This window comes from Pseudarthrobacter sp. TE3704, from assembly GCF_056279405.1.
The window spans coordinates 291,795-312,384 of sequence record NZ_JBWCCJ010000004.1; the positions used below are offsets into that span (position 1 = coordinate 291,795).

The following is a 20,590-nucleotide window of genomic DNA, read 5'->3' on the forward strand; positions in this document are numbered from 1 at the left end:
CTCCTCTCAATGCTGCAACAGTATCAGGGGAGGTTCCGGGCAGGCCTGTCCTTGCTGCCGGCTGTTGCGGTTCCCGTGCTGCGGTTGAGCCGCCACACGGCAAACGCAATGAGTCCGACGGCGATCAGCGCCAACAGCGCGAACGTGTACTCCCGCATTGCCCACAGGATGCAGGCAGCCACGCCGCCTGCGCCCCAGCGCACGAAGAGCCGGTCACCCAGTGCGAGGCCGGCCACCAGCATCACGGCCAACAGGACCAGGAGCCACAACTGTTGGCCCCCGCTGCCGCCGAAAACCACGCCGGCGCCGGACAGCGTGAGCAGGATGCCCGAAGCTCCGGCGATGGTGCGGCCCACGGCCTCATGTCCGGACCGATAACGCAGGGCGGCAAGTATCGCGCCCAGCACCACGTACCACTGGGCCACCCAGAACGGGTGGGGCAGGTCCCATGTGTCCAGCTCAAAGAAGGCAGCCCGCTGTACCGCCGCCACGACAGCGAGGACACCCAGTTCCGCAAGCATCCGGCGCAGCGCGGGTGGCGCTTCGAGGATTGCGACGGCGGCAGTGCAGGCAAGTGCGGCAGCGCCCACCCACGCCGTCGCGTCGGACTGCAGCCCGGCCGCTGCGGTGGCGCCGATCCCCAGGAGGGTGGCTCCGGCCAGTGACCAGCGCCGTACCGGATCCTGCACCAGCCCGCCGGCACGGGCCCACCGGACGGCGTAGAGCCCAGCGGCCGCCACGCCCGGCCCGGTCAGCCACGGAAGATAGCGGCCCCACTCCCCCTCGTAGTCCCCGGCCACTACGGAGGCGAGCATCAAGGCGCCCACCAGGACACCCAGTGCTGCGGGCGGATACAGGGCCGGGGTCCGCTCGACGTGTGAGGCGGTGAAAAGCACTGCCGCAAGGGCAAGGACGGCCGCCCCGGCAACCCAGTCGGCCGCCCTCGGCGCAACAACCAATGCGGCGAGGGTGAAGGACAGGGCGGCAACCAGCCATAGCCAGCGCTCAATGCCGGGGAGCTCGATATTCCGACGCCTCCACAGCGCACCGATTGCTGCCGCCGAAAGTCCCGGCAGCAGCAGGGCGATGGCCGTTCCCGTGTAGGTGAACAGGGTCGCCTCGCCGAAGGATACGAACGGGCTCAGCGTGAAAACGGCAAACAGGAGCGCCCAGACGCCGAAGTACAGCGCCCCGCGGGCGGCGAACAGGCGCCGGGCCACGGCAGCCGATGCCAGCAGCAGAGCGAGTTCGAGGAGCACCACCCAGCGGCCGCCGTCGTCATTGCCGTTCCGGCCGTACTGCAAGGCATAAATGAGCGGAAGAGTTGCTTGGCTGCCCAGGGTTATCCACACAGCCGCCTGCTGGAAGGGGACGGTCTGCAGGCGGAAGCGCATCACCCAGCGCACGGCATGCTGCGCCACAAGGACCCCGGCGAAGGTCACTGACACCGCTGCGGGGGACGCCGTGACGTCGTAGCTGAAGACCACGGCCAGGGCGGCTGTGAGCACCCTTGCTGCGACGAAGTACCAGCCCTTACGCACCGACTGAGGGGCGGCGGCCACCATCACAGCGGCAAAAAGCGCGAAGATGGCCAGCAGCAACTCCACAAGCGTCAGGTTGCCTGCGGACAGGAACATCAGGACAACGAACGACGCCGGAGCGAACCACGGTGCGCCTGCTTCCCGCCGCAACACATAGCCTGCCCCTGCCGCGGAAACGGCGGCAATGGCAGGGACTATGACGTTCTGCCGGCTTCCTTCACCAAGCGGCGCCAGGAACGCGCACGCTGCCACCTGCAAAAGGATGACACAGCCGGCGTCGATGACCGCGCCCCGCGGCGCCCGGTGCAGCAGGTACGTGGCCAGGACCAGTGCCACCTGGAGCCCAAGCACCAAGTCCAGGACGGCAGCCGGTTGAACGTCCTCACCGCCCAGGACAGGAGCCCCTGCAGTCCGGGTTAGCTGCTCAAAAGCCGTGATGGCCAGAAGCGTTCCCGTTGCGCGGCCCAGCCACCAGTAGCTCCAGCGGTGCAGGCGCGCAGGAAGGCGCAGCCCGGTTCCGGCCAGATAGGCCAGAAGCGTTAACAAGGCAGCGTTTCCGGCGCCCAGCGACACCCACTGGAATGCGAACCCCACCATTACGGCCACGGTCACCGGCGGCAGCACTTCACCCACGCTGGCGCGCCAGCCGCCGTCCTCCGCAGGGCGGGGAACCAGCAGCAGGCCAACGGCGCAGGCTGCCGCCACCTGCAGCAGGATCGCGCTCGAGGTCAGCGAGCTGCCCGCTCCACCCTCGGCAGCCAGGGCCGCAACCCCTGCCACACCCAGGCCGGAGAAACCAATGAGCGTGGCCTGCGGCGCCAGCACGGAACGTCCCGCGCGCTGAAGTGCCGCGGAGAGCAGTTGCTGCCCGGCCGCGGCGGCTACGAGGCTGAACCACACGGACTGGTCCTGCGCCCGCCCCTCCGTAAACGCTGCCACTACCGAGGGCACCGCCAGGGTAACCGCCACCCTGGCATTGAACATCACCAGACGCCGCAGCTCGCTGCCCGTCCGCAGTCCCCGGACCAGCCAGATGGCCGACGCCAGCACCAGCATCGCGGCGAAAGCCCACTCCCCCAAGCTCGGGAGTACCAGCCCTGCAAGCGCCAAGACCGTGAACGGCAGAAACTGCTCAGCCGCTCCCAACCTGGCACCCAACACAAAACCGGTCAGCAGCAGAAGGAACAGAGGGAGCCACAGCGGGACCCTACCACCGCCTTCTGTTCCGGGAGCAAACGCGGTCCCAAGAATGACAGTCCCAGCGAAGGCCGCCGTCAGTACAAACTCTGCCGAGAAAGTTACCAGGGCGTCACCCTGCCAGCGGCCCCGCCTCACCCAGGCGCCGCCGTCGGACGTCTTCGTCCGGCTGCCCAGGCGTAAGGCCTGGGCGGGCACAGGCGGGAACCACGCGTCCAGCCGCTTTCCGTTGTAGGCAACGGCAATGGCCTGGACTGCAAGCGCTGCTCCTGCGGTGAACAGGGCATCAGCTGCGTACCCGGTCAGCTCCCAGGCGGCAATTGCAGCCGCCACCGTGAGGGCAGCCCTCGCAGCATAGAAATTGCGCACCCGGTACTGCGCAGCCGGCACGGCTGCCACAACGCCGAAGTACGTACCGCATAAGCCCATCACCGTTGCGTACTCCACACGCGTCAAAAGCGGGAAGAAGGTCACCGCCACGGCCACTGCTGGAACCACAACCGGATGCAGGGTGGCCAGTGGCCTCACGAACAAGGGCGGGAGCCAGCCCGGCTTCACCAGGGACAGCACCGTCAGGATCACTGCCACGCCGATGAGCACAACGAAGTACCAGACCAGGGCCGCGCCCAGCACTGCAATTCCCGACCATGCCGTGGAGATGACGAAGGTCAGGGAGAGGTACGCCAGGACCCGGCTCTCGAGCCGAAGGGCGGCCACGATGTAGGCAACGGTTCCGATGACGGACGTGGTCAGCCACGCAGCAGGCCCGTTGTGCCAGGCGAAGTTGTACAGCGCCAGGCCGATCACGGGAACCAGCGCGAGCCCGGTGCCGGTGAAGGCCACGGCAGCAGGCTTCAGCCGGGGCACCTTGCTTTGGAGGACAAACCCCGAGGCATAGAACAAGGAGGCGACAGCGCAGACCCCGGCGAACCGGAGCGTCGGCGGAAGGCCGGTCCCTACAAACAACGCGGCGGCCGCCACGAGAAGCAGACTGGCCACGTACAGGGTGACGTTGATGTTTTGCCGGTCACGACGCTCACGGCGTGCCTGCCGCTCCGCCGGAGTTTCGGGCGGGCGGGCCGGTTTCTGCGGGGTTGGTCGTTGAATGACTGGCCGGGGCCTCGGCACCGGCTGCGCCTGGACAACCCGGGGCGACACAGCCCTCGGTGCCGCTGGCAAAGCCATTGGCGGCATACCAGCCGCCTGCTGGACAGCCGCTCTTTGCGGCTGGTCTGGAGCTACTTTTGCCATTGCGTCCAGCCAGCCCTGCAGGTGGCCGGCCCGGTACCCGGCTTCGTATGATTCGTCCCTCATGCCAGGGCCCTTCCAGGAAGCAGCAAGGTATTGCCGCTATTAATCCAATGAGTGGATTAACTTTAGCAAAAGAAAACCCCGCTGCACACAGCAGCGGGGTTTTCCATGGACTATGCGGGACTACATCCCGGGCATCCGTTGATCAGCAAGGCCTACTTGATGATCTTGGTAACGCGTCCTGAACCAACGGTGCGGCCGCCTTCGCGGATTGCGAAGCCGAGGCCCTCTTCCATAGCGATGGGCTGGATGAGCGCAACGGTCATCTCAGTGTTGTCGCCAGGCATAACCATTTCCGTGCCCTCGGGCAGGGTGATAACGCCGGTTACGTCCGTGGTACGGAAGTAGAACTGCGGGCGGTAGTTGGAGTAGAACGGGTTGTGACGTCCGCCTTCGTCCTTGGACAGGATGTAGACGTTAGCCTCGAAGTCGGTGTGCGGGGTGATGGAACCCGGCTTGACGACAACCTGGCCACGCTCGACATCGTCGCGCTTCAGGCCACGGAGCAGCAGGCCACAGTTCTCGCCGGCCCATGCTTCGTCGAGCTGCTTGTGGAACATCTCGATACCGGTAACCGTGGTCTTCTGGACCGGGCGGATGCCGACGATCTCGACCTCGGAGTTGATGGCGAGGGTTCCACGCTCGGCGCGGCCCGTAACAACGGTGCCACGGCCGGTGATGGTGAAGACGTCTTCAATCGGCATCAGGAACGGCTTGTCGCGGTCACGTACGGGGTCCGGAACGGACTCGTCGACAGCTGCCATCAGGTCCTCAACGGACTTGACCCACTCGGGGTCGCCTTCCAGGGCCTTCAGGCCGGAAACGCGAACAACCGGAGCCTCATCGCCATCGAAGCCCTGCGAGCTGAGGAGCTCACGAACTTCCATTTCGACGAGGTCGAGGAGCTCTTCGTCGTCAACCATGTCGGACTTGTTCAGCGCGACCAGCAGGTAGGGGACACCAACCTGGCGGGCGAGCAGAACGTGCTCGCGGGTCTGAGCCATGGGGCCATCGGTAGCAGCAACCACGAGGATTGCGCCGTCCATCTGGGCAGCACCGGTGATCATGTTCTTGATGTAGTCAGCGTGACCGGGAGCGTCTACGTGTGCGTAGTGGCGCTTCTCGGTCTGGTACTCAACGTGGGAGATGTTGATGGTAATGCCGCGCTGACGCTCTTCGGGTGCAGAGTCGATCGACGCGAAGTCACGCTTCTCGTTGAGAGTCGGGTACTTGTCGTACAGCACCTTGGAAATGGCGGCCGTCAACGTCGTCTTACCGTGGTCAACGTGACCAATGGTGCCGATGTTAACGTGCGGCTTAGTCCGCTCGAACTTTGCCTTTGCCACAGGTTCCTCCTAGAACGTTTTCAAATGACATACCCTTCAGCCGCGCTTGTCGCGGCGGAAACTCAGGTAAGTCTACTTGGGGGGCTTTGGATTGGTGAAATTGCAGATTCAGGAACTAATACTAGTCCCTCGAGCCTGTTCGTGCAGATGGCCGGAAACCGCCTTGACCGTACCCGGCCACCTGCACCGGCTGTGCTTTCCGTTGCCGGCAAGCGCACCCGAGTTTGTTCGCTTCGAACGTCCGAAGGACTATTCGCCGCGGGTCTTCTGGATGATCTCGTCGGCAACTGCCTTCGGGACCTCGGCGTAGCTGTTGAACGTCATGGAGTACACAGCGCGGCCCTGGGTCTTGGAGCGCAGGTCACCGATGTAGCCGAACATGCCGGACAGCGGGACGTGTGCACGGATGACCTTGACGCCCTGTGCATCTTCCATGGACTGCATCTGGCCACGGCGGGAGTTGAGGTCACCGATAACTTCACCCATGTATTCCTCAGGGGTGCGGACCTCGACATCCATCAGCGGTTCGAGCAGAACGGGGTTCGCCTTGCGTGCAGCTTCCTTGAAAGCCATACGGCCGGCGATCTTGAACGCCATTTCCGAGGAGTCAACATCGTGGTACGCGCCGTCAACCAGCGTGGCCTTGATGCCCACAACCGGGTAACCGGCCAGGACGCCGTCGTTCAGTGCATCCTGGATACCAGCGTCAACAGACGGGATGTACTCGCGGGGAACGCGGCCACCGGTGACCTTGTTCTCGAACTCGTACAGCTCGCCCTCGGCAGTGTCCAGCGGTTCGATCGCGATCTGGATCTTTGCGAACTGACCCGAACCACCGGTCTGCTTCTTGTGCGTGTAGTCGTGGCGTTCCACGGCACGCTTGATGGTTTCGCGGTAGGCAACCTGCGGCTTACCAACGTTGGCTTCGACCTTGAATTCGCGGCGCATGCGGTCCACCAGGATGTCCAGGTGGAGCTCGCCCATGCCGGCGATGATGGTCTGGCCGGTGTCTTCGTTGAGGGACACCTGGAAGGTGGGGTCCTCAGCGGAGAGCTTCTGGATGGCCGTGGAGAGCTTCTCCTGGTCACCCTTGGTGTTCGGCTCGATGGCAACCGAGATCACGGGCTCCGGGAAGCTCATGGACTCGAGGACGATCTGGTTGGCGGAGTCGCACAGGGTGTCACCCGTGGTGGTGTCCTTCAGACCGATGGCTGCGTAGATGTGGCCGGCGGTAGCGCCCTCAACGGGCATTTCCTTGTTGGCGTGCATCTGGAACAGCTTGCCGATGCGCTCCTTCTTGCCCTTGGTGGAGTTGACCACCTGGGCGCCTGCTTCCACGTGACCGGAATACACGCGGATGAAGGTGAGCTGGCCGAAGAAGGGGTGGGCCGCAATCTTGAATGCGAGGGCCGAGAACGGCTCTTCAGCGGAAGGCTTGCGGGTCAGTTCCTTCTCTTCGTCGCGGGGGTCGTGACCGACCATCGGGGGGACGTCGAGCGGGTTCGGCAGGTAGTCCACCACGGCGTCGAGCATGGGCTGAACGCCACGGTTCTTGAATGCAGAACCGCAGAAGATCGGGTAGAGCTCGGAGTTGATGGTCATCTTGCGGATGCCGGCCTTGAGCTCGTCGATCGAGATTTCTTCGCCCTCAAGGTACTTCTCCATGAGTTCTTCAGAGGACTCGGCAACGGTCTCAACTAGAGCTGCGCGGTACTCTTCAGCCTTTTCCTGGAGGTCAGCCGGGATCTCGCGGATCTCGTACTTGGCACCCATGGTCACGTCACCCTTGGCATCGCCAGGCCAGACGAGTGCGCGCATGTAGAGCAGGTCCACGACGCCGATGAAGTCGTTCTCGGCACCGATGGGCAGCTGCATAACCAGCGGCTTGGCACCGAGGCGGCTGATGATGGTGTCTACGGTGAAGTAGAAGTCAGCACCCAGCTTGTCCATCTTGTTGACGAAGCAGATACGCGGAACGTTGTACTTGTCAGCCTGGCGCCATACGGTCTCGGACTGCGGCTCAACGCCTTCCTTGCCATCGAAGACGGCAACGGCGCCGTCGAGGACGCGCAGGGAGCGCTCAACCTCAACGGTGAAGTCCACGTGGCCGGGGGTGTCGATGATGTTGATCTGGTTGTTTTCCCAGAAGCAGGTCACGGCGGCAGACGTGATGGTGATGCCGCGTTCCTTTTCCTGTTCCATCCAGTCAGTGGTCGAAGCGCCGTCGTGCGTTTCGCCGATCTTGTGGTTCACACCCGTGTAGAACAGGATGCGCTCGGTTGTGGTGGTCTTGCCGGCATCAATGTGGGCCATGATGCCGATGTTGCGGACCTTACTAAGGTCGGTAAGCACGTCCTGTGCCACGGGGTCTCCTTTTGGGATGGACTACACGTTCGCCGCCGGCTCGGTTGAGCCGGCGGCGTCCGGGGAGTATTACCAGCGGTAGTGTGCGAAGGCCTTGTTGGACTCGGCCATCTTGTGGGTGTCTTCGCGACGCTTCACAGCGGCACCGAGACCGTTGGAGGCATCCAGGATTTCGTTCTGGAGGCGCTCGGTCATCGTCTTCTCGCGGCGGGCCTTGGAGTAGCCAACCAGCCAGCGCAGGGCGAGTGCGGTGGAGCGGCCCGGCTTCACTTCAACCGGAACCTGGTAGGTGGCGCCACCGACGCGGCGGGAGCGGACCTCGAGGGAAGGCTTGACGTTGTCCATGGCCTTCTTGAGGGCTGCAACGGGGTCGCCGCCGGACTTGGCACGGGCACCTTCGAGGGCGCCGTAAACGATGCGCTCTGCGGTGGACTTCTTGCCGTCAACAAGAACCTTGTTGATGAGCTGGGTCACCAGCGGGGAGCCGTAAACGGGATCTAGTACGAGCGGCCGCTTGGGGGCCGGACCCTTGCGAGGCATATTACTTCTTCTCCATCTTTGCGCCGTAGCGGCTGCGTGCCTGCTTACGGTTCTTGACACCCTGGGTATCGAGGGCGCCACGGACGATCTTGTAGCGGACACCCGGGAGGTCCTTCACACGACCACCGCGAACGAGCACAATGGAGTGCTCCTGCAGGTTGTGGCCAACACCGGGGATGTAGGCGGTTACTTCAACGCCGCCGTTGAGGCGCACACGTGCCACCTTACGCAGAGCCGAGTTCGGCTTCTTCGGGGTGGTGGTGTAGACGCGGGTGCAAACACCGCGGCGCATGGGGCTGCCCTTAAGCGCGGGAGCCTTGGTCTTTGAGACCTTAGGCGTGCGGCCCTTGCGGACCAGCTGGTTAATCGTAGGCACTCTCGTGTTCTCCGTTTTATCCGGAGTGGCCGCTTCCGGCCACTCTCTTGTTGCGTTGCCCCGCCGCCCGGGCCTCGAAGAAGATCTCCCAGGGCGGTGAAGGCGAAGCCTTAATAGTCGGATCGCACACCGGGACACGACTGGCGTCTTCAACAGTCCCTAGGCATGCAAAAATGTGGCATACGTTGCACAAGAACCCTGCAAACCGGAAACGTCGCTCTGGTTCAGCCTTTCAGCTGGAACCGGCGCACTCATCCACTGCCACAATAACAATTGGTAACAAGTCTAGCATGGACGGTCTCCATGCCTTAATCGGCGTCGCCTCCCCAACTAGGTAGCGCTTACTGTCGTTTTGAGCGCCCAAAACGACAGTTAGCGCTACCTAGTTGGGAAAGCGGAAGGCCCCGCCCCCACAAACGTGGAGGCGGGGCCTTTCAGCCAATCAGCGGAACTTCCTTAGCGGAAGTCGTTGCCCAGGTCGTAGTCATCCAGGGGGATGGCGTGGAACTCGGGAGCTCCGTCACCGCCCAGGGTGTCGTACGAGAAGTCGCTGAATGCGCTGGGGCCGGTGAACAGGTTGGCCTTCGCTTCTTCAGTGGGCTCCACGGTGACCTCGGTGTAGCGCGGGAGGCCCGTGCCGGCCGGGATCAGCTTACCGATGATCACGTTCTCCTTGAGGCCCAGCAGCGGGTCGCTCTTGCCTTCCATGGCCGCCTGCGTAAGGACGCGGGTGGTCTCCTGGAAGGAAGCTGCGGACAGCCAGGACTCGGTGGCCAGCGACGCCTTGGTGATACCCATGAGCTCAGGACGTCCGGAAGCCGGAGTCTTGCCCTCGGACACAACGCGGCGGTTGGCGTCCTCGAAGCGGCTGCGCTCGGCGAGTTCGCCGGGGAGCAGGTCCGATTCGCCGGACTCGATGACCGTGACGCGGCGCAGCATCTGGCGGACGATAACCTCGACGTGCTTGTCGTGGATACCGATGCCCTGGCTGCGGTACACGCCCTGGACCTCGTCCACCAGGAACTTCTGTGCCGCACGGGGACCCATGATGCGCAGAACCTGCTTGGGATCCACCGGACCGTTGATCAGCTTCTGGCCGACGGTGACGTGGTCGCCGTCTTCGATCAGCAGGCGTGAACGGCGCAGGACCGGGTAGGCGATCTCTTCGGTTCCGTCATCCGGGGTGATGACCAGGCGCATCTGGCGCTCGGACTCTTCGATGGTGATGCGGCCGGCTGCTTCTGCAATCGGTGCAACACCCTTCGGAGTACGGGCTTCGAAGAGCTCCTGGATACGGGGCAGACCCTGGGTGATGTCGTCGCCACCGCTGGCGGAGACTGCACCACCGGTGTGGAACGTACGCATGGTCAGCTGGGTACCGGGCTCACCGATGGACTGTGCGGCGATGATGCCCACGGCCTCGCCGATGTCCACGGTCTTGCCGGTTGCCAGTGAACGGCCGTAGCACAGGGCGCAGGTACCGACGCTGGACTCACAGGTGAGTACGGAGCGGACCTTGACCTCGGTGATGCCGGCCTTGAAGAGCTCGTCGATGACGACGTCTCCGCAGTCGGTGCCGGCGGCTGCGAGGACGTTGCCCTCGGAGTCCACGACGTCGACAGCCAGCGTACGTGCGTAGGCGCTGTTCTCGACGTTCTCGTCCAGTACCAGCTCGCCGTTGGAATCGGCGACGGCGATGGGCGTGACCAGGCCACGCTCAGTGCCGCAGTCCTCTTCGCGGACGATGACATCCTGCGAGACGTCCACCAGACGACGGGTCAGGTAACCCGAGTTGGCGGTACGCAGCGCGGTGTCAGCAAGACCCTTACGGGCACCGTGCGTGGCGATGAAGTATTCCAGCACCGACAGGCCCTCACGGTAGGAGGACTTGATGGGACGCGGGATGATTTCACCCTTCGGGTTGGCCACCAGGCCACGGATACCCGCGATCTGGCGGACCTGCATCCAGTTACCACGCGCACCGGAGGACACCATGCGGTTGATGGTGTTCATCGGGGACAGGCTGTCACGCATGACCTGGGCGATCTCGTTGGTTGCCTTGTTCCAGATCTCGATCAGTTCCTGGCGGCGCTCGTCGTCGTCGATCAGGCCCTTGTCGTACTGGCCCTGGATCTTGGCGGCGCGCTCCTCGTAACCGGCGAGGATCTGCGGCTTGGCGGCCGGCACCTCGATGTCGGAGATAGCGACGGTGACACCTGAACGGGTGGCCCAGTAGAAACCGGCATCCTTCAGGTTGTCCAGCGTTGCCGCGGTGACAACCTTGGGGTAGCGCTCGGCGAGGTCGTTGACGATGCGGGACAGTTCGCCCTTGTCGGCAACAGCCTCAACCCAGGGGTAGTCCTCGGGCAGGGTCTCGTTGAAGAGGACCTGGCCCAGGGAGGTCTGGACGAGAGCGGGCTGACCCGGCTCCCAGCCTTCGGGAGCTTCCCAGCCGGCGTACGGAACAAAGCCTTCGAGGCGGATCTTGACCTGCGAGTTCAGGTGCAGCTCGCGGGCGTCGAACGCCATGATGGCTTCCGAAACCGAACCGAAGATGCGGCCTTCACCGGCTGAACCAACACGCTTGGTGGTCAGGTGGTAGAGGCCGATGATCATATCCTGCGAAGGCAGGGTGACCGGGCGTCCGTCGGAGGGCTTCAGGATGTTGTTCGAGGACAGCATCAGGATGCGGGCCTCAGCCTGCGCTTCGGGGCTCAGCGGCAGGTGGACTGCCATCTGGTCGCCGTCGAAGTCGGCGTTGAAGGCGCCACAAACCAGCGGGTGCAGCTGGATTGCCTTGCCTTCAACAAGCTGCGGCTCGAACGCCTGGATGCCCAGGCGGTGCAGGGTAGGTGCACGGTTGAGCAGCACCGGGTGTTCGGTGATGATCTCTTCGAGCACGTCCCAGACCTGGGGACGGTAACGCTCCACCATGCGCTTGGCCGACTTGATGTTCTGAGCGTGGTTGAGGTCAACCAGGCGCTTCATCACGAACGGCTTGAAGAGCTCCAGGGCCATCTGCTTGGGCAGGCCGCACTGGTGCAGCTTCAGCTGCGGGCCGACGACGATGACCGAACGGCCGGAGTAGTCGACGCGCTTGCCGAGGAGGTTCTGGCGGAAACGGCCCTGCTTGCCCTTGAGCATGTCGCTCAGGGACTTCAGCGGACGGTTGCCTGGTCCGGTGACCGGACGGCCGCGGCGGCCGTTGTCGAAGAGGCTGTCAACAGCTTCCTGAAGCATGCGCTTCTCGTTGTTGACGATGATCTCCGGAGCACCCAGGTCAAGCAGGCGCTTGAGGCGGTTGTTGCGGTTGATCACGCGGCGGTACAGGTCGTTGAGGTCGGAGGTCGCGAAGCGGCCACCGTCCAGCTGGACCATGGGGCGCAGTTCCGGCGGGATCACCGGGACGGCGTCGAGGACCATGCCAAGCGGGCTGTTGTTGGTGGTCAGGAACGCGTTGACCACCTTCAGGCGCTTGAGTGCACGGGTCTTGCGCTGGCCCTTGCCGTTGGCAATGACGTCGCGCAGCAGGTCAGATTCTGCCTGCATGTCGAAGTTCTCAAGGCGCTTCTTGATGGCTTCGGCACCCATGGAGCCTTCGAAGTACATGCCGTAGCGGTCGCGCAGCTCGCGGTACAGGCCTTCGTCACCTTCGAGGTCGGCGACCTTCAGGTTCTTGAAGCGGTCCCAGACCTGCTCGAGGCGCTCGATGTCGGCGTCGGCGCGCTTGCGCACGTTGGCCATCTGGCGGTCGGCGGAGTCGCGTGCCTTCTTCTTGTCGGCAGCCTTGGCGCCTTCGCCCTCAAGGCGTGCAATTTCGCCTTCGAGGTCGCGGGCGATGGCAGCGATGTCGGAGTCGCGGTTGTCGATCAGCTGCTTCTTCTCGATGTCGTGCTCAACCTGCAGGTTGGGCAGTTCCTCGTGGCGGGCAGCCTCGTCGACGCTGGTGATCATGTAGGCAGCGAAGTAGATGACCTTTTCGAGGTCCTTCGGTGCCAGGTCAAGGAGGTAGCCCAGACGGGAGGGAACACCCTTGAAGTACCAGATGTGCGTGACCGGTGCGGCCAGCTCGATGTGGCCCATGCGTTCGCGGCGGACCTTGGCGCGGGTGACTTCAACGCCACAGCGCTCACAGATGATGCCCTTGAAGCGCACGCGCTTGTACTTGCCGCAGTAGCATTCCCAGTCCCGGGACGGGCCGAAGATCTTCTCGCAGAAGAGTCCGTCCTTCTCGGGCTTGAGCGTGCGGTAGTTGATGGTTTCCGGCTTCTTAACCTCGCCGTACGACCAGCCGCGGATGTCTTCCGCGGTGGCGAGGCCGATCTGCATGAGGCCGAAGGAGGATTCGCTGGACATATGGTCCCTGTTCTCTCTTGTTCTCTAAATTCTGAAGTCTTGGGTTACGGGAAGAGGGAGGTGGGGTACGACGGCGGGTGGGCACCCGCCGTCGTACGCCCGCCTGCTAGACCTCTTCTACGGAACTGGGCTCTGCACGAGACAGATCGATGCCCAGTTCTTCCGCAGCCGTGAAGACTGCGTCATCAGAGTCACGCATTTCAATTGTGGTTCCGTCCGTGGAAAGTACTTCCACGTTCAGGCACAGCGACTGCATTTCCTTGATCAAGACCTTGAAGGACTCAGGAACGCCCGGCTCGGGGATGTTCTCGCCCTTGACTATTGCTTCGTAGACCTTCACACGACCGTGGATGTCATCGGACTTGATCGTGAGGAGTTCCTGGAGCGTGTAGGCGGCGCCGTAAGCTTCGAGCGCCCACACTTCCATTTCACCGAAGCGCTGGCCACCGAACTGTGCCTTACCACCCAGCGGCTGCTGCGTGATCATGGAGTACGGGCCAGTGGAGCGGGCGTGGATCTTGTCGTCCACCAGGTGGTGGAGCTTCAGGATGTACATGTAGCCGACCGAGATCGGATCCGGGAACGGCTCGCCGGAGCGGCCGTCGAAGAGGCGGGTCTTGCCTGAGGAGTTGATCAGGCGCTCACCGTCGCGGGTCACGTTGGTGGAGTCCAGCAGGCCCGTGATTTCCTCTTCGCGGGCACCGTCGAACACCGGCGTTGCAACAGTGGTCTGGCCACTCTCGCGCGGCAGGTTCGGCAGCTGCTTGACCCACTCGGGCTCGCCTTCGATCTTCCAACCGGTCTTGGCAACCCAGCCGAGGTGCGTTTCGAGCACCTGGCCCACGTTCATACGGCCCGGGACACCCAGCGGGTTCAGGACGATATCAACGGGGGTGCCGTCGGCGAGGAAGGGCATGTCCTCAACGGGGAGGATCTTGGAGATAACACCCTTATTGCCGTGGCGGCCGGCGAGCTTGTCGCCGTCGGTGATCTTGCGCTTGGCAGCCACGTACACGCGGACCAGCTGGTTGACGCCCGGGGGCAGCTCGTCGTCGTTGTCGCGGTCGAAGACGCGCACGCCGATGACGGTGCCGGACTCGCCGTGGGGCACCTTCAGGGAGGTGTCGCGCACTTCGCGGGACTTCTCACCGAAGATGGCGCGCAGCAGGCGCTCTTCCGGGGTCAGCTCGGTTTCACCCTTCGGGGTGACCTTTCCGACCAGGATGTCGCCTGCTTCAACCTCGGCACCGATGTGGATGATGCCGCGCTCGTCCAGGCCGGCCAGGACTTCCTCGGACACGTTGGGGATGTCACGGGTGATTTCCTCGGCACCAAGCTTGGTGTCGCGGGCATCGATCTCGTGCTCCTCGATGTGGATGGAGGAAAGGACGTCCTCGGCAACGATGCGCTGCGAGAGGATGATGGCGTCCTCGAAGTTGTGGCCTTCCCATGACATGAATGCCACGAGCAGGTTCTTGCCGAGTGCGAGTTCACCCTGGTCCGTTGCCGGGCCGTCGGCGATGATGCCGCCGACTTCCAGGCGCTGGCCTTCGTTCACCAGGACACGGTGGTTGTAGCAGTTGCCCTGGTTGGAGCGGGCGAACTTGTTGATGCGGTAGTTGGTCTCGGTGCCGTCGTCGTTGAGCATGATGACGAGTTCGGCGGAAACCTCGGTGACCACACCGGCCTTCTTGGCGATGACAACGTCACCGGCGTCGACGGCTGCGGCGCGCTCCATGCCGGTGCCCACGAAGGGAGCCTCGGAACGGACCAGCGGCACGGCCTGGCGCTGCATGTTGGCACCCATGAGTGCGCGGTTGGCGTCGTCGTGCTCGAGGAACGGGATCAGGGCGGTAGCCACGGACACCATCTGGCGCGGGGAAACGTCCATGAACTCGACGTCCTCGGCGGGAACGAGCACAGGCTCGCCTCCACCACCACGGGCACGGACCAGGACGGTCTCTTCGGCGAACTTCTTGTTCTCGTCCAGCGGCGCGTTGGCCTGGGCGATGAGCACCTCAGCCTCGTCGTCGGCCGTCAGGTACTGGACGTCGTCGGACACGACGCCGTTCTTGACCAGGCGGTACGGGGTCTCGATGAAGCCGAACGGGTTGATGCGTCCGTAGGATGCCAGCGAACCGATCAGACCAATGTTCGGGCCTTCAGGAGTTTCGATGGGGCACATACGTCCGTAGTGGGACGGGTGCACGTCACGGACTTCCATGCCGGCGCGGTCACGGGACAGACCACCGGGGCCAAGTGCCGACAGGCGGCGCTTGTGGGTCAGGCCCGAGAGCGGGTTGTTCTGGTCCATGAACTGCGACAGCTGGGAGGTTCCGAAGAACTCCTTGATGGCTGCAACCACGGGACGGATGTTGATCAGGGTCTGCGGCGTGATGGCCTCGACGTCCTGCGTGGTCATACGCTCGCGGACAACGCGCTCCATGCGGGACAGGCCGGTGCGGACCTGGTTCTCGATGAGCTCGCCGACGGCGCGGATACGGCGGTTGCCGAAGTGGTCGATGTCGTCGATTTCGACGCGCAGGTCCACTTCCTGGCCATCGCGGGTGCCCTTGATGGTCTTCTCGCCGGCGTGCAGCGCAACGAGGAACTTGATCATGGCGACGATGTCTTCAACGTGCAGGACAGAGGCTTCCTTGTCGCCAAGGGAGCGGTCGATGCCCAGCTTGCGGTTGATCTTGTAACGGCCAACCTTGGCCAGATCGTAGCGCTTGGAGTTGAAGTACAGGTTGTCCAGCAGGGACTGGGCAGCCTCGACGGTGGGCGGCTCGCCCGGGCGCAGCTTCCGGTAGATGTCCAGCAACGCGTCTTCGCGGGTCTCGGTAGCGTCCTTCTCCAGGGTGGCCCGCATGGAGTCGTACTGGCCGAACTCTTCGAGGATCTGGCCTTCGGTCCAGCCGAGGGCCTTCAGCAGCACGGTGACGGACTGCTTGCGCTTGCGGTCAAGGCGGACGCCTACCTGGTCGCGCTTGTCGATCTCGAGCTCGAACCATGCACCGCGGGACGGGATGATCTTGGCCGTGAAGATGTCCTTGTCGCTGGTCTTGTCAGCGGCGCGCTCGAAGTAGGCGCCCGGCGAACGGACCAGCTGGGAGACGACGACACGCTCGGTGCCGTTGACCACGAAGGTGCCCTTCTCGGTCATCAGCGGGAAGTCGCCCATGAACACGGTCTGCTGCTTGATTTCGCCCGTGTTGTTGTTCATGAACTCGGCCTTGACGTACAGCGGAGCGGAGTACGTTGCGTCCCGGTCCTTACACTCGGCCATGGTGTACTTGGGGTCAGCGAACTCCGGATCGGAGAAGCTCAGGGACATGGTGCCCTGGAAGTCCTCGATCGGGGAGATCTCTTCGAAGATGTCCGACAGGCCGGACGTGGTGGCGACGCTGAGATCGTTTTCTTCGACAGCCTTTGCTACGCGTGCCTGCCAGCGCTCGTTGCCGACCAGCCAGTCAAAGCTGTCCGTCTGCAGGGCAAGCAGATTCGGAACGTCAAGAGGTTCGTGAATCTTTGCGAATGAGAGCCGGCGAGTGGCACCATCAGTGCTGTCGGCGGTGTTAGCGGTTTCGTTATTAGAGGTGCTCGAGGCGACCAAGAGGGATCCTTCCACAGACCTTCAGGCGTTTTCAGATCTCCCCCGCTGTGCACCCTGCAGAATGAATCCGCAGTGCTACCATCCGGTTCCGCTATATGACCCGGGGCCGGTGCTGACCATGCTGTGACGTTGTTGACGGCACGTTGATTGTCAGCTGCCAGGCAAAGCCCACCGCTATATGAAGGCTGAAGGTAAACAGGGAAGACGCAAATATCTACGATACGGCAAAATAACCTACGTGTCTACCCCACATCCGGCCGGATTGCAAGCACCACTTTCCTTGCCGGTTAGAGCCGCAGGGTGACTCCTGCTGCGGTGCACTCTCCCGCGTTCGCGAAGACGGCGTCACGGACCAGGTCCTTGGACGCCTGGTCCACGGGCTCGCCGGTTTCCACTTCACTCGAGTAGTCCAGGGCGAGGACGCCGATGGACGCAAACAGGCCCGACAGGTTCCCGGAGACGGTGTCCTTGGCATCCGCAGCGTCCCGGTAGACGTCCTCGAAGGCGTTGGCGTCGTTCCCGGCCGCCCGCAGGTCTGCGTAGAGCGAAGTGAACAGCTCACATGCCGCCTTGGCGCCGCTCGCCTGGGCCCCGGCTGCTGGGTCGGCGGCGCTCGACGGCGGCACCTGGGGGGCTGCCGAAGTGGTCGTTCCAGGGGCGGAAGATGAGGTGCTGCCGCCCGGCGCAGGAGCGGCTATGGAGCATGCCGCCAGTCCGGCAAGACTTGCCACGGCCGCCGCGGCGAGGATCCTCTTCACGATACTGCTTCCCGTTCACTGTTTTCGGAGCGCGTTCCGCGACGCAGTTGCCTCCGCCGCCCACCCTACGCACGCCGCCGCCGTCGCGCATCCCGCTGCGATGGGGACCTCTCCCCCTTGCAGGAAGCCCGCGCACGGAATGCACATAGCGGTTCCGGCGTTTGAATAGATAGGTGACGAGGGTCACGATAGCCTTAGTGGCGCACAACGGATCAGAGCGGAAGAGATAACCATGGGCAACTCCCCTGACAACAGTGACGTTGTCATCCTCGCGGCAGCACGCACTCCGCAGGGAAAAATCAACGGGCAGCTGGCAAGCTTTACGGCGGTGGACCTCGGCGCCCACGCGATCAAAGCCGCCCTGGATGCCAGCGGCGTGGACGTCGGCGACGTGGAGGCGGTGATCATGGGCCAGGTCCTGCAGGCGGGCGCGGGCCAGAACCCTGCCCGGCAAAGCTCCATCGGCGCCGGAATCGGATGGAACGTCCCGGCCGTGACCGTCAACAAGGTGTGCCTCTCGGGCCTGACTGCGGTCATCGACGCGGCCCGGATGATCCGCGGCGGCGAGGCCTCGGTGGTGGTGGCCGGCGGGCAGGAGTCGATGACCAGGGCGCCGCACCTGCTGCCCGGGTCCCGGCAGGGCTGGACGTATGGATCCATCCAGGCGCTGGACGTCGCCGCCCATGACGGGCTCACTGACGCGTTCGACGGCCAGTCGATGGGCCTCTCAACAGAGACCCGCAACCTCAGCCTGGGCATCGACCGTACGTCCCAGGACCACGTTGCCGCCCAGTCGCACCAGCGCGCTGCCCTCGCGGCCAAGAACGGAACGTTCGACGACGAGATCGTCCCCATCAGCGTGAAGCAACGCAAGGGCGACCCCCTTATCGTGGCGACGGATGAGGGGGTCCGGCCCAACGCCTCCGTTGAGTCGCTGGCCGGCCTGCGCGCAGCCTTCGTCACGGACGGCACCATCACGGCGGGCAACTCCTCTCCCCTGTCCGACGGCGCTGCCGCCCTGGTGCTGGCATCCCGCGGTTACGCGGAGGCACACGGCCTGGAATACCTGGCCGTTGTTGGAAAGCCCGGACAGGTTGCAGGTCCGGACAACTCACTGCACTCCCAGCCCTCGGCCGCCATTTTCAAGGCCCTCGACCGGGCAGGCTGGACCCCCTCGGACCTTGACTTCATCGAGATCAACGAAGCGTTCGGCTCCGTTGCCGTGCAGTCGCTGAAGGACCTGGACTACCCGCTGGACAAGTGCAATATCCATGGCGGGGCCATCGCCCTGGGCCATCCGATCGGCGCCTCCGGGGCGCGCCTGGCAGTCCATGCAGCGCATGAACTCAAGCGCCGCGGGTCGGGCAAGGCCGCAGTGTCCCTGTGCGGGGGCGGCGGGCAGGGCGAAGCGCTCCTGCTGTACCGCGACTGATGGCGGGCGTATCCGCAAACGGAGCGAACGGCGTGGGACGGGAGCGGTTCCTGGCCGACGCCGCGGCCCGCGGCCTGCAGGTGGAGGTAGTGGAACGCCCGGCCGCCAAGAGCCTTGAGGAGGCGGCCGGGATCCTGGGCATCAGCCCCGGGGACATCGTCAAGTCCCTGGTGGTCAAGCACAAGGACGGCTCGTTCCTCTTTGCGCTCATCCCGGGCGACCGCCAGATCTCGTGGCCCAAGCTGCGGACCCTCGTGGGCGTAAACAAACTGTCACTGCCACCGGCTGAAGTGGCGCTGGAGGCCACCGGATATGAACGAGGCACCATCACACCGCTCGGCAGCACCAGACCCTGGCCGGTCTACGCGGACGCCACCATTACCGGCCGGCGTATCTCGATGGGCGCGGGAGCCCACGGCTACAGCGCCTTCGTTGACGCCGACGCCCTGACCACAGCACTTGACGCTGTGGTTGCCGACATCTCCGACCCCTCCTAAGCGCCCCGGGGAAGGCCGGCCCAACTGGGTAGCGCTAACTGTCGTTTTCAACCGTCATAACGGCAGTTGGCGCTACCCAGTCGGGTTAAAGCAGAAAACCCCGCCCACCGGAGTGGACGGGGTTTTCCAGAAAAACGCTGTTACTTGAGGGTAACGGTAGCGCCGGCAGCCTCGAGCTGCTCCTTGGCCTTCTCGGCAGCTTCCTTGTTGGCGCCTTCGAGAACAGCCTTGGGTGCGCTGTCAACCAGGTCCTTGGCTTCCTTGAGGCCGAGGGAGGTGATGGCGCGAACTTCCTTGATCACTGCGATCTTCTTGTCGCCGGCAGATTCGAGGACGACGTCGAAGTCGGTCTTCTCTTCGGCCTCTTCAGCAGCTGCGCCACCGGCGGGGCCGGCAACCGCAACAGCAGCAGCGGTAACTTCGAAGGTCTCTTCGAAGAGCTTGACGAACTCGGAGAGCTCGATGATGGTCAGTTCCTTGAAAGCTTCAATGAGCTCTTCGTTGCTGAGCTTCGCCATGGTAGGCGTCCTTCCTGTTGTGGTGTTCGACGGCACGGGGCCGGGCCTTACACCGGAGTCTTGTGGGGTAAAGAGAATTAGTTCTCTTCGGCTGCGGGAGCTTCGGCCGGGGCTTCAGCTTCGGCAGCGGGAGCTTCTTCAGCGGCGGGTGCTTCGGCAGCTGCCGGTGCACCGTTCTCTTCTTCAAGCTTGAGGCGCAGTGCGTCAATGATGCGTGCAGCTGCGGCGGCCGGTGCCTTGAGGACACCTGCAACCTTGGCGAGCTGCAGCTCGCGGGACTCGAGCGCTGCCAGTTCGGCAACTTCGCTGGCGTTCAGTGCCTTGCCCTCGAAGTAACCGGTCTTGATAACCAGCTGCTTGTTGGTCTTGGCAAAATCCGTCAGGCTCTTGGCAGCGGCAACTGCGTCACCCTTGATGAATGCGATTGCAGTGGGGCCGGCAAGCTGGCCGTCGAATGCTTCGACGCCGGCTTCCTTGGCTGCAATGGCGGTCAGGGTGTTCTTGACGACCGCGAACTTGGTGTCCTGGCCGAGAGAAACACGCAGCTGCTTGAGCTGTGCAACGGTGAGCCCGCGGTATTCGGTCAGGACAGCGGCGTTCGATTCCTTGAAATCGTTAGTGATCTCAGCTACTGCTGAAACCTTGGTAGGCGTTGCCATAACCCTCCTTCCGGGGATAGTGCCGGTATTCGACGGTCCCCGCTCAAGGTGAGCTAAAACTAAAAACGCCCCGCGCAGA

At 63.8% G+C, this 20,590-nt stretch carries 12 protein-coding genes; 2 read left to right on the plus strand and 10 right to left on the minus strand.

Annotated features, from left to right (window positions below; all coding sequences use genetic code 11):
• Window positions 1-23: 23 nt before the first annotated feature.
• The 8 genes from ACZ9BC_RS12500 to ACZ9BC_RS12535 form a co-directional block, all read right to left on the minus strand.
• A complete protein-coding gene (locus ACZ9BC_RS12500) occupies window positions 24-4,052 on the minus strand; it encodes a hypothetical protein (protein WP_476246198.1) in 4,029 nt (1,342 codons plus the stop codon).
• A 152-nt stretch (window positions 4,053-4,204) separates the two neighbouring features.
• Complete coding sequence (tuf, locus tag ACZ9BC_RS12505; protein ID WP_050054308.1) at window positions 4,205-5,395, minus strand: elongation factor Tu; 1,191 nt, start codon at window positions 5,393-5,395, stop codon at window positions 4,205-4,207.
• A gap of 249 nt (window positions 5,396-5,644) precedes the next feature.
• Window positions 5,645-7,759 (minus strand): elongation factor G, encoded by a 2,115-nt coding sequence (fusA, locus tag ACZ9BC_RS12510; RefSeq protein WP_079596669.1) that lies wholly within the window; start codon window positions 7,757-7,759, stop codon window positions 5,645-5,647.
• Between the two features lie 69 nt (window positions 7,760-7,828).
• Window positions 7,829-8,299, minus strand: a complete 471-nt coding sequence (gene rpsG, locus ACZ9BC_RS12515) for a 30S ribosomal protein S7 (protein WP_026531948.1) — start codon at window positions 8,297-8,299, stop codon at window positions 7,829-7,831.
• A gap of 1 nt (window position 8,300) precedes the next feature.
• The gene (rpsL, locus tag ACZ9BC_RS12520; RefSeq protein ID WP_009358312.1) at window positions 8,301-8,675 is read right to left on the minus strand and encodes a 30S ribosomal protein S12; all 375 of its coding nucleotides are present in this window, start codon (window positions 8,673-8,675) and stop codon (window positions 8,301-8,303) included.
• Window positions 8,676-9,131: 456 nt separating this feature from the next.
• The gene (locus tag ACZ9BC_RS12525) at window positions 9,132-13,031 is read right to left on the minus strand and encodes a DNA-directed RNA polymerase subunit beta' (RefSeq protein WP_079596668.1); all 3,900 of its coding nucleotides are present in this window, start codon (window positions 13,029-13,031) and stop codon (window positions 9,132-9,134) included.
• Between the two features lie 106 nt (window positions 13,032-13,137).
• Entirely contained in the window at window positions 13,138-16,647 is a 3,510-nt protein-coding gene (rpoB, locus tag ACZ9BC_RS12530) for a DNA-directed RNA polymerase subunit beta (RefSeq protein ID WP_079596667.1), read from the minus strand.
• A 287-nt stretch (window positions 16,648-16,934) separates the two neighbouring features.
• Window positions 16,935-17,405, minus strand: coding sequence for a hypothetical protein (locus tag ACZ9BC_RS12535; RefSeq protein WP_476246199.1), 471 nt, complete (start codon window positions 17,403-17,405; stop codon window positions 16,935-16,937).
• Window positions 17,406-17,637: 232 nt separating this feature from the next.
• On the opposite strand from ACZ9BC_RS12535, the gene ACZ9BC_RS12540 reads away from it, so the two are divergent.
• Together ACZ9BC_RS12540 and ACZ9BC_RS12545 are read left to right on the plus strand one after the other, a co-directional pair.
• Window positions 17,638-18,837 (plus strand): acetyl-CoA C-acetyltransferase, encoded by a 1,200-nt coding sequence (locus ACZ9BC_RS12540; protein ID WP_476246200.1) that lies wholly within the window; start codon window positions 17,638-17,640, stop codon window positions 18,835-18,837.
• Window positions 18,837-19,334, plus strand: coding sequence for an aminoacyl-tRNA deacylase (locus tag ACZ9BC_RS12545; RefSeq protein WP_476246201.1), 498 nt, complete (start codon window positions 18,837-18,839; stop codon window positions 19,332-19,334). Before ACZ9BC_RS12540 ends, ACZ9BC_RS12545 begins: the two co-directional genes overlap by 1 nt.
• A 140-nt stretch (window positions 19,335-19,474) precedes the next feature.
• Here the strand turns inward: ACZ9BC_RS12545 and rplL are convergent, their stop codons facing one another.
• Together rplL and rplJ are read right to left on the minus strand one after the other, a co-directional pair.
• A complete protein-coding gene (rplL, locus tag ACZ9BC_RS12550; RefSeq protein ID WP_079596663.1) occupies window positions 19,475-19,852 on the minus strand; it encodes a 50S ribosomal protein L7/L12 in 378 nt (125 codons plus the stop codon).
• Window positions 19,853-19,929: 77 nt separating this feature from the next.
• On the minus strand, window positions 19,930-20,511 hold the full coding sequence (gene rplJ, locus ACZ9BC_RS12555; protein ID WP_079596662.1) for a 50S ribosomal protein L10: 582 nt from the start codon (window positions 20,509-20,511) through the stop codon (window positions 19,930-19,932).
• Window positions 20,512-20,590: the final 79 nt, after the last annotated feature.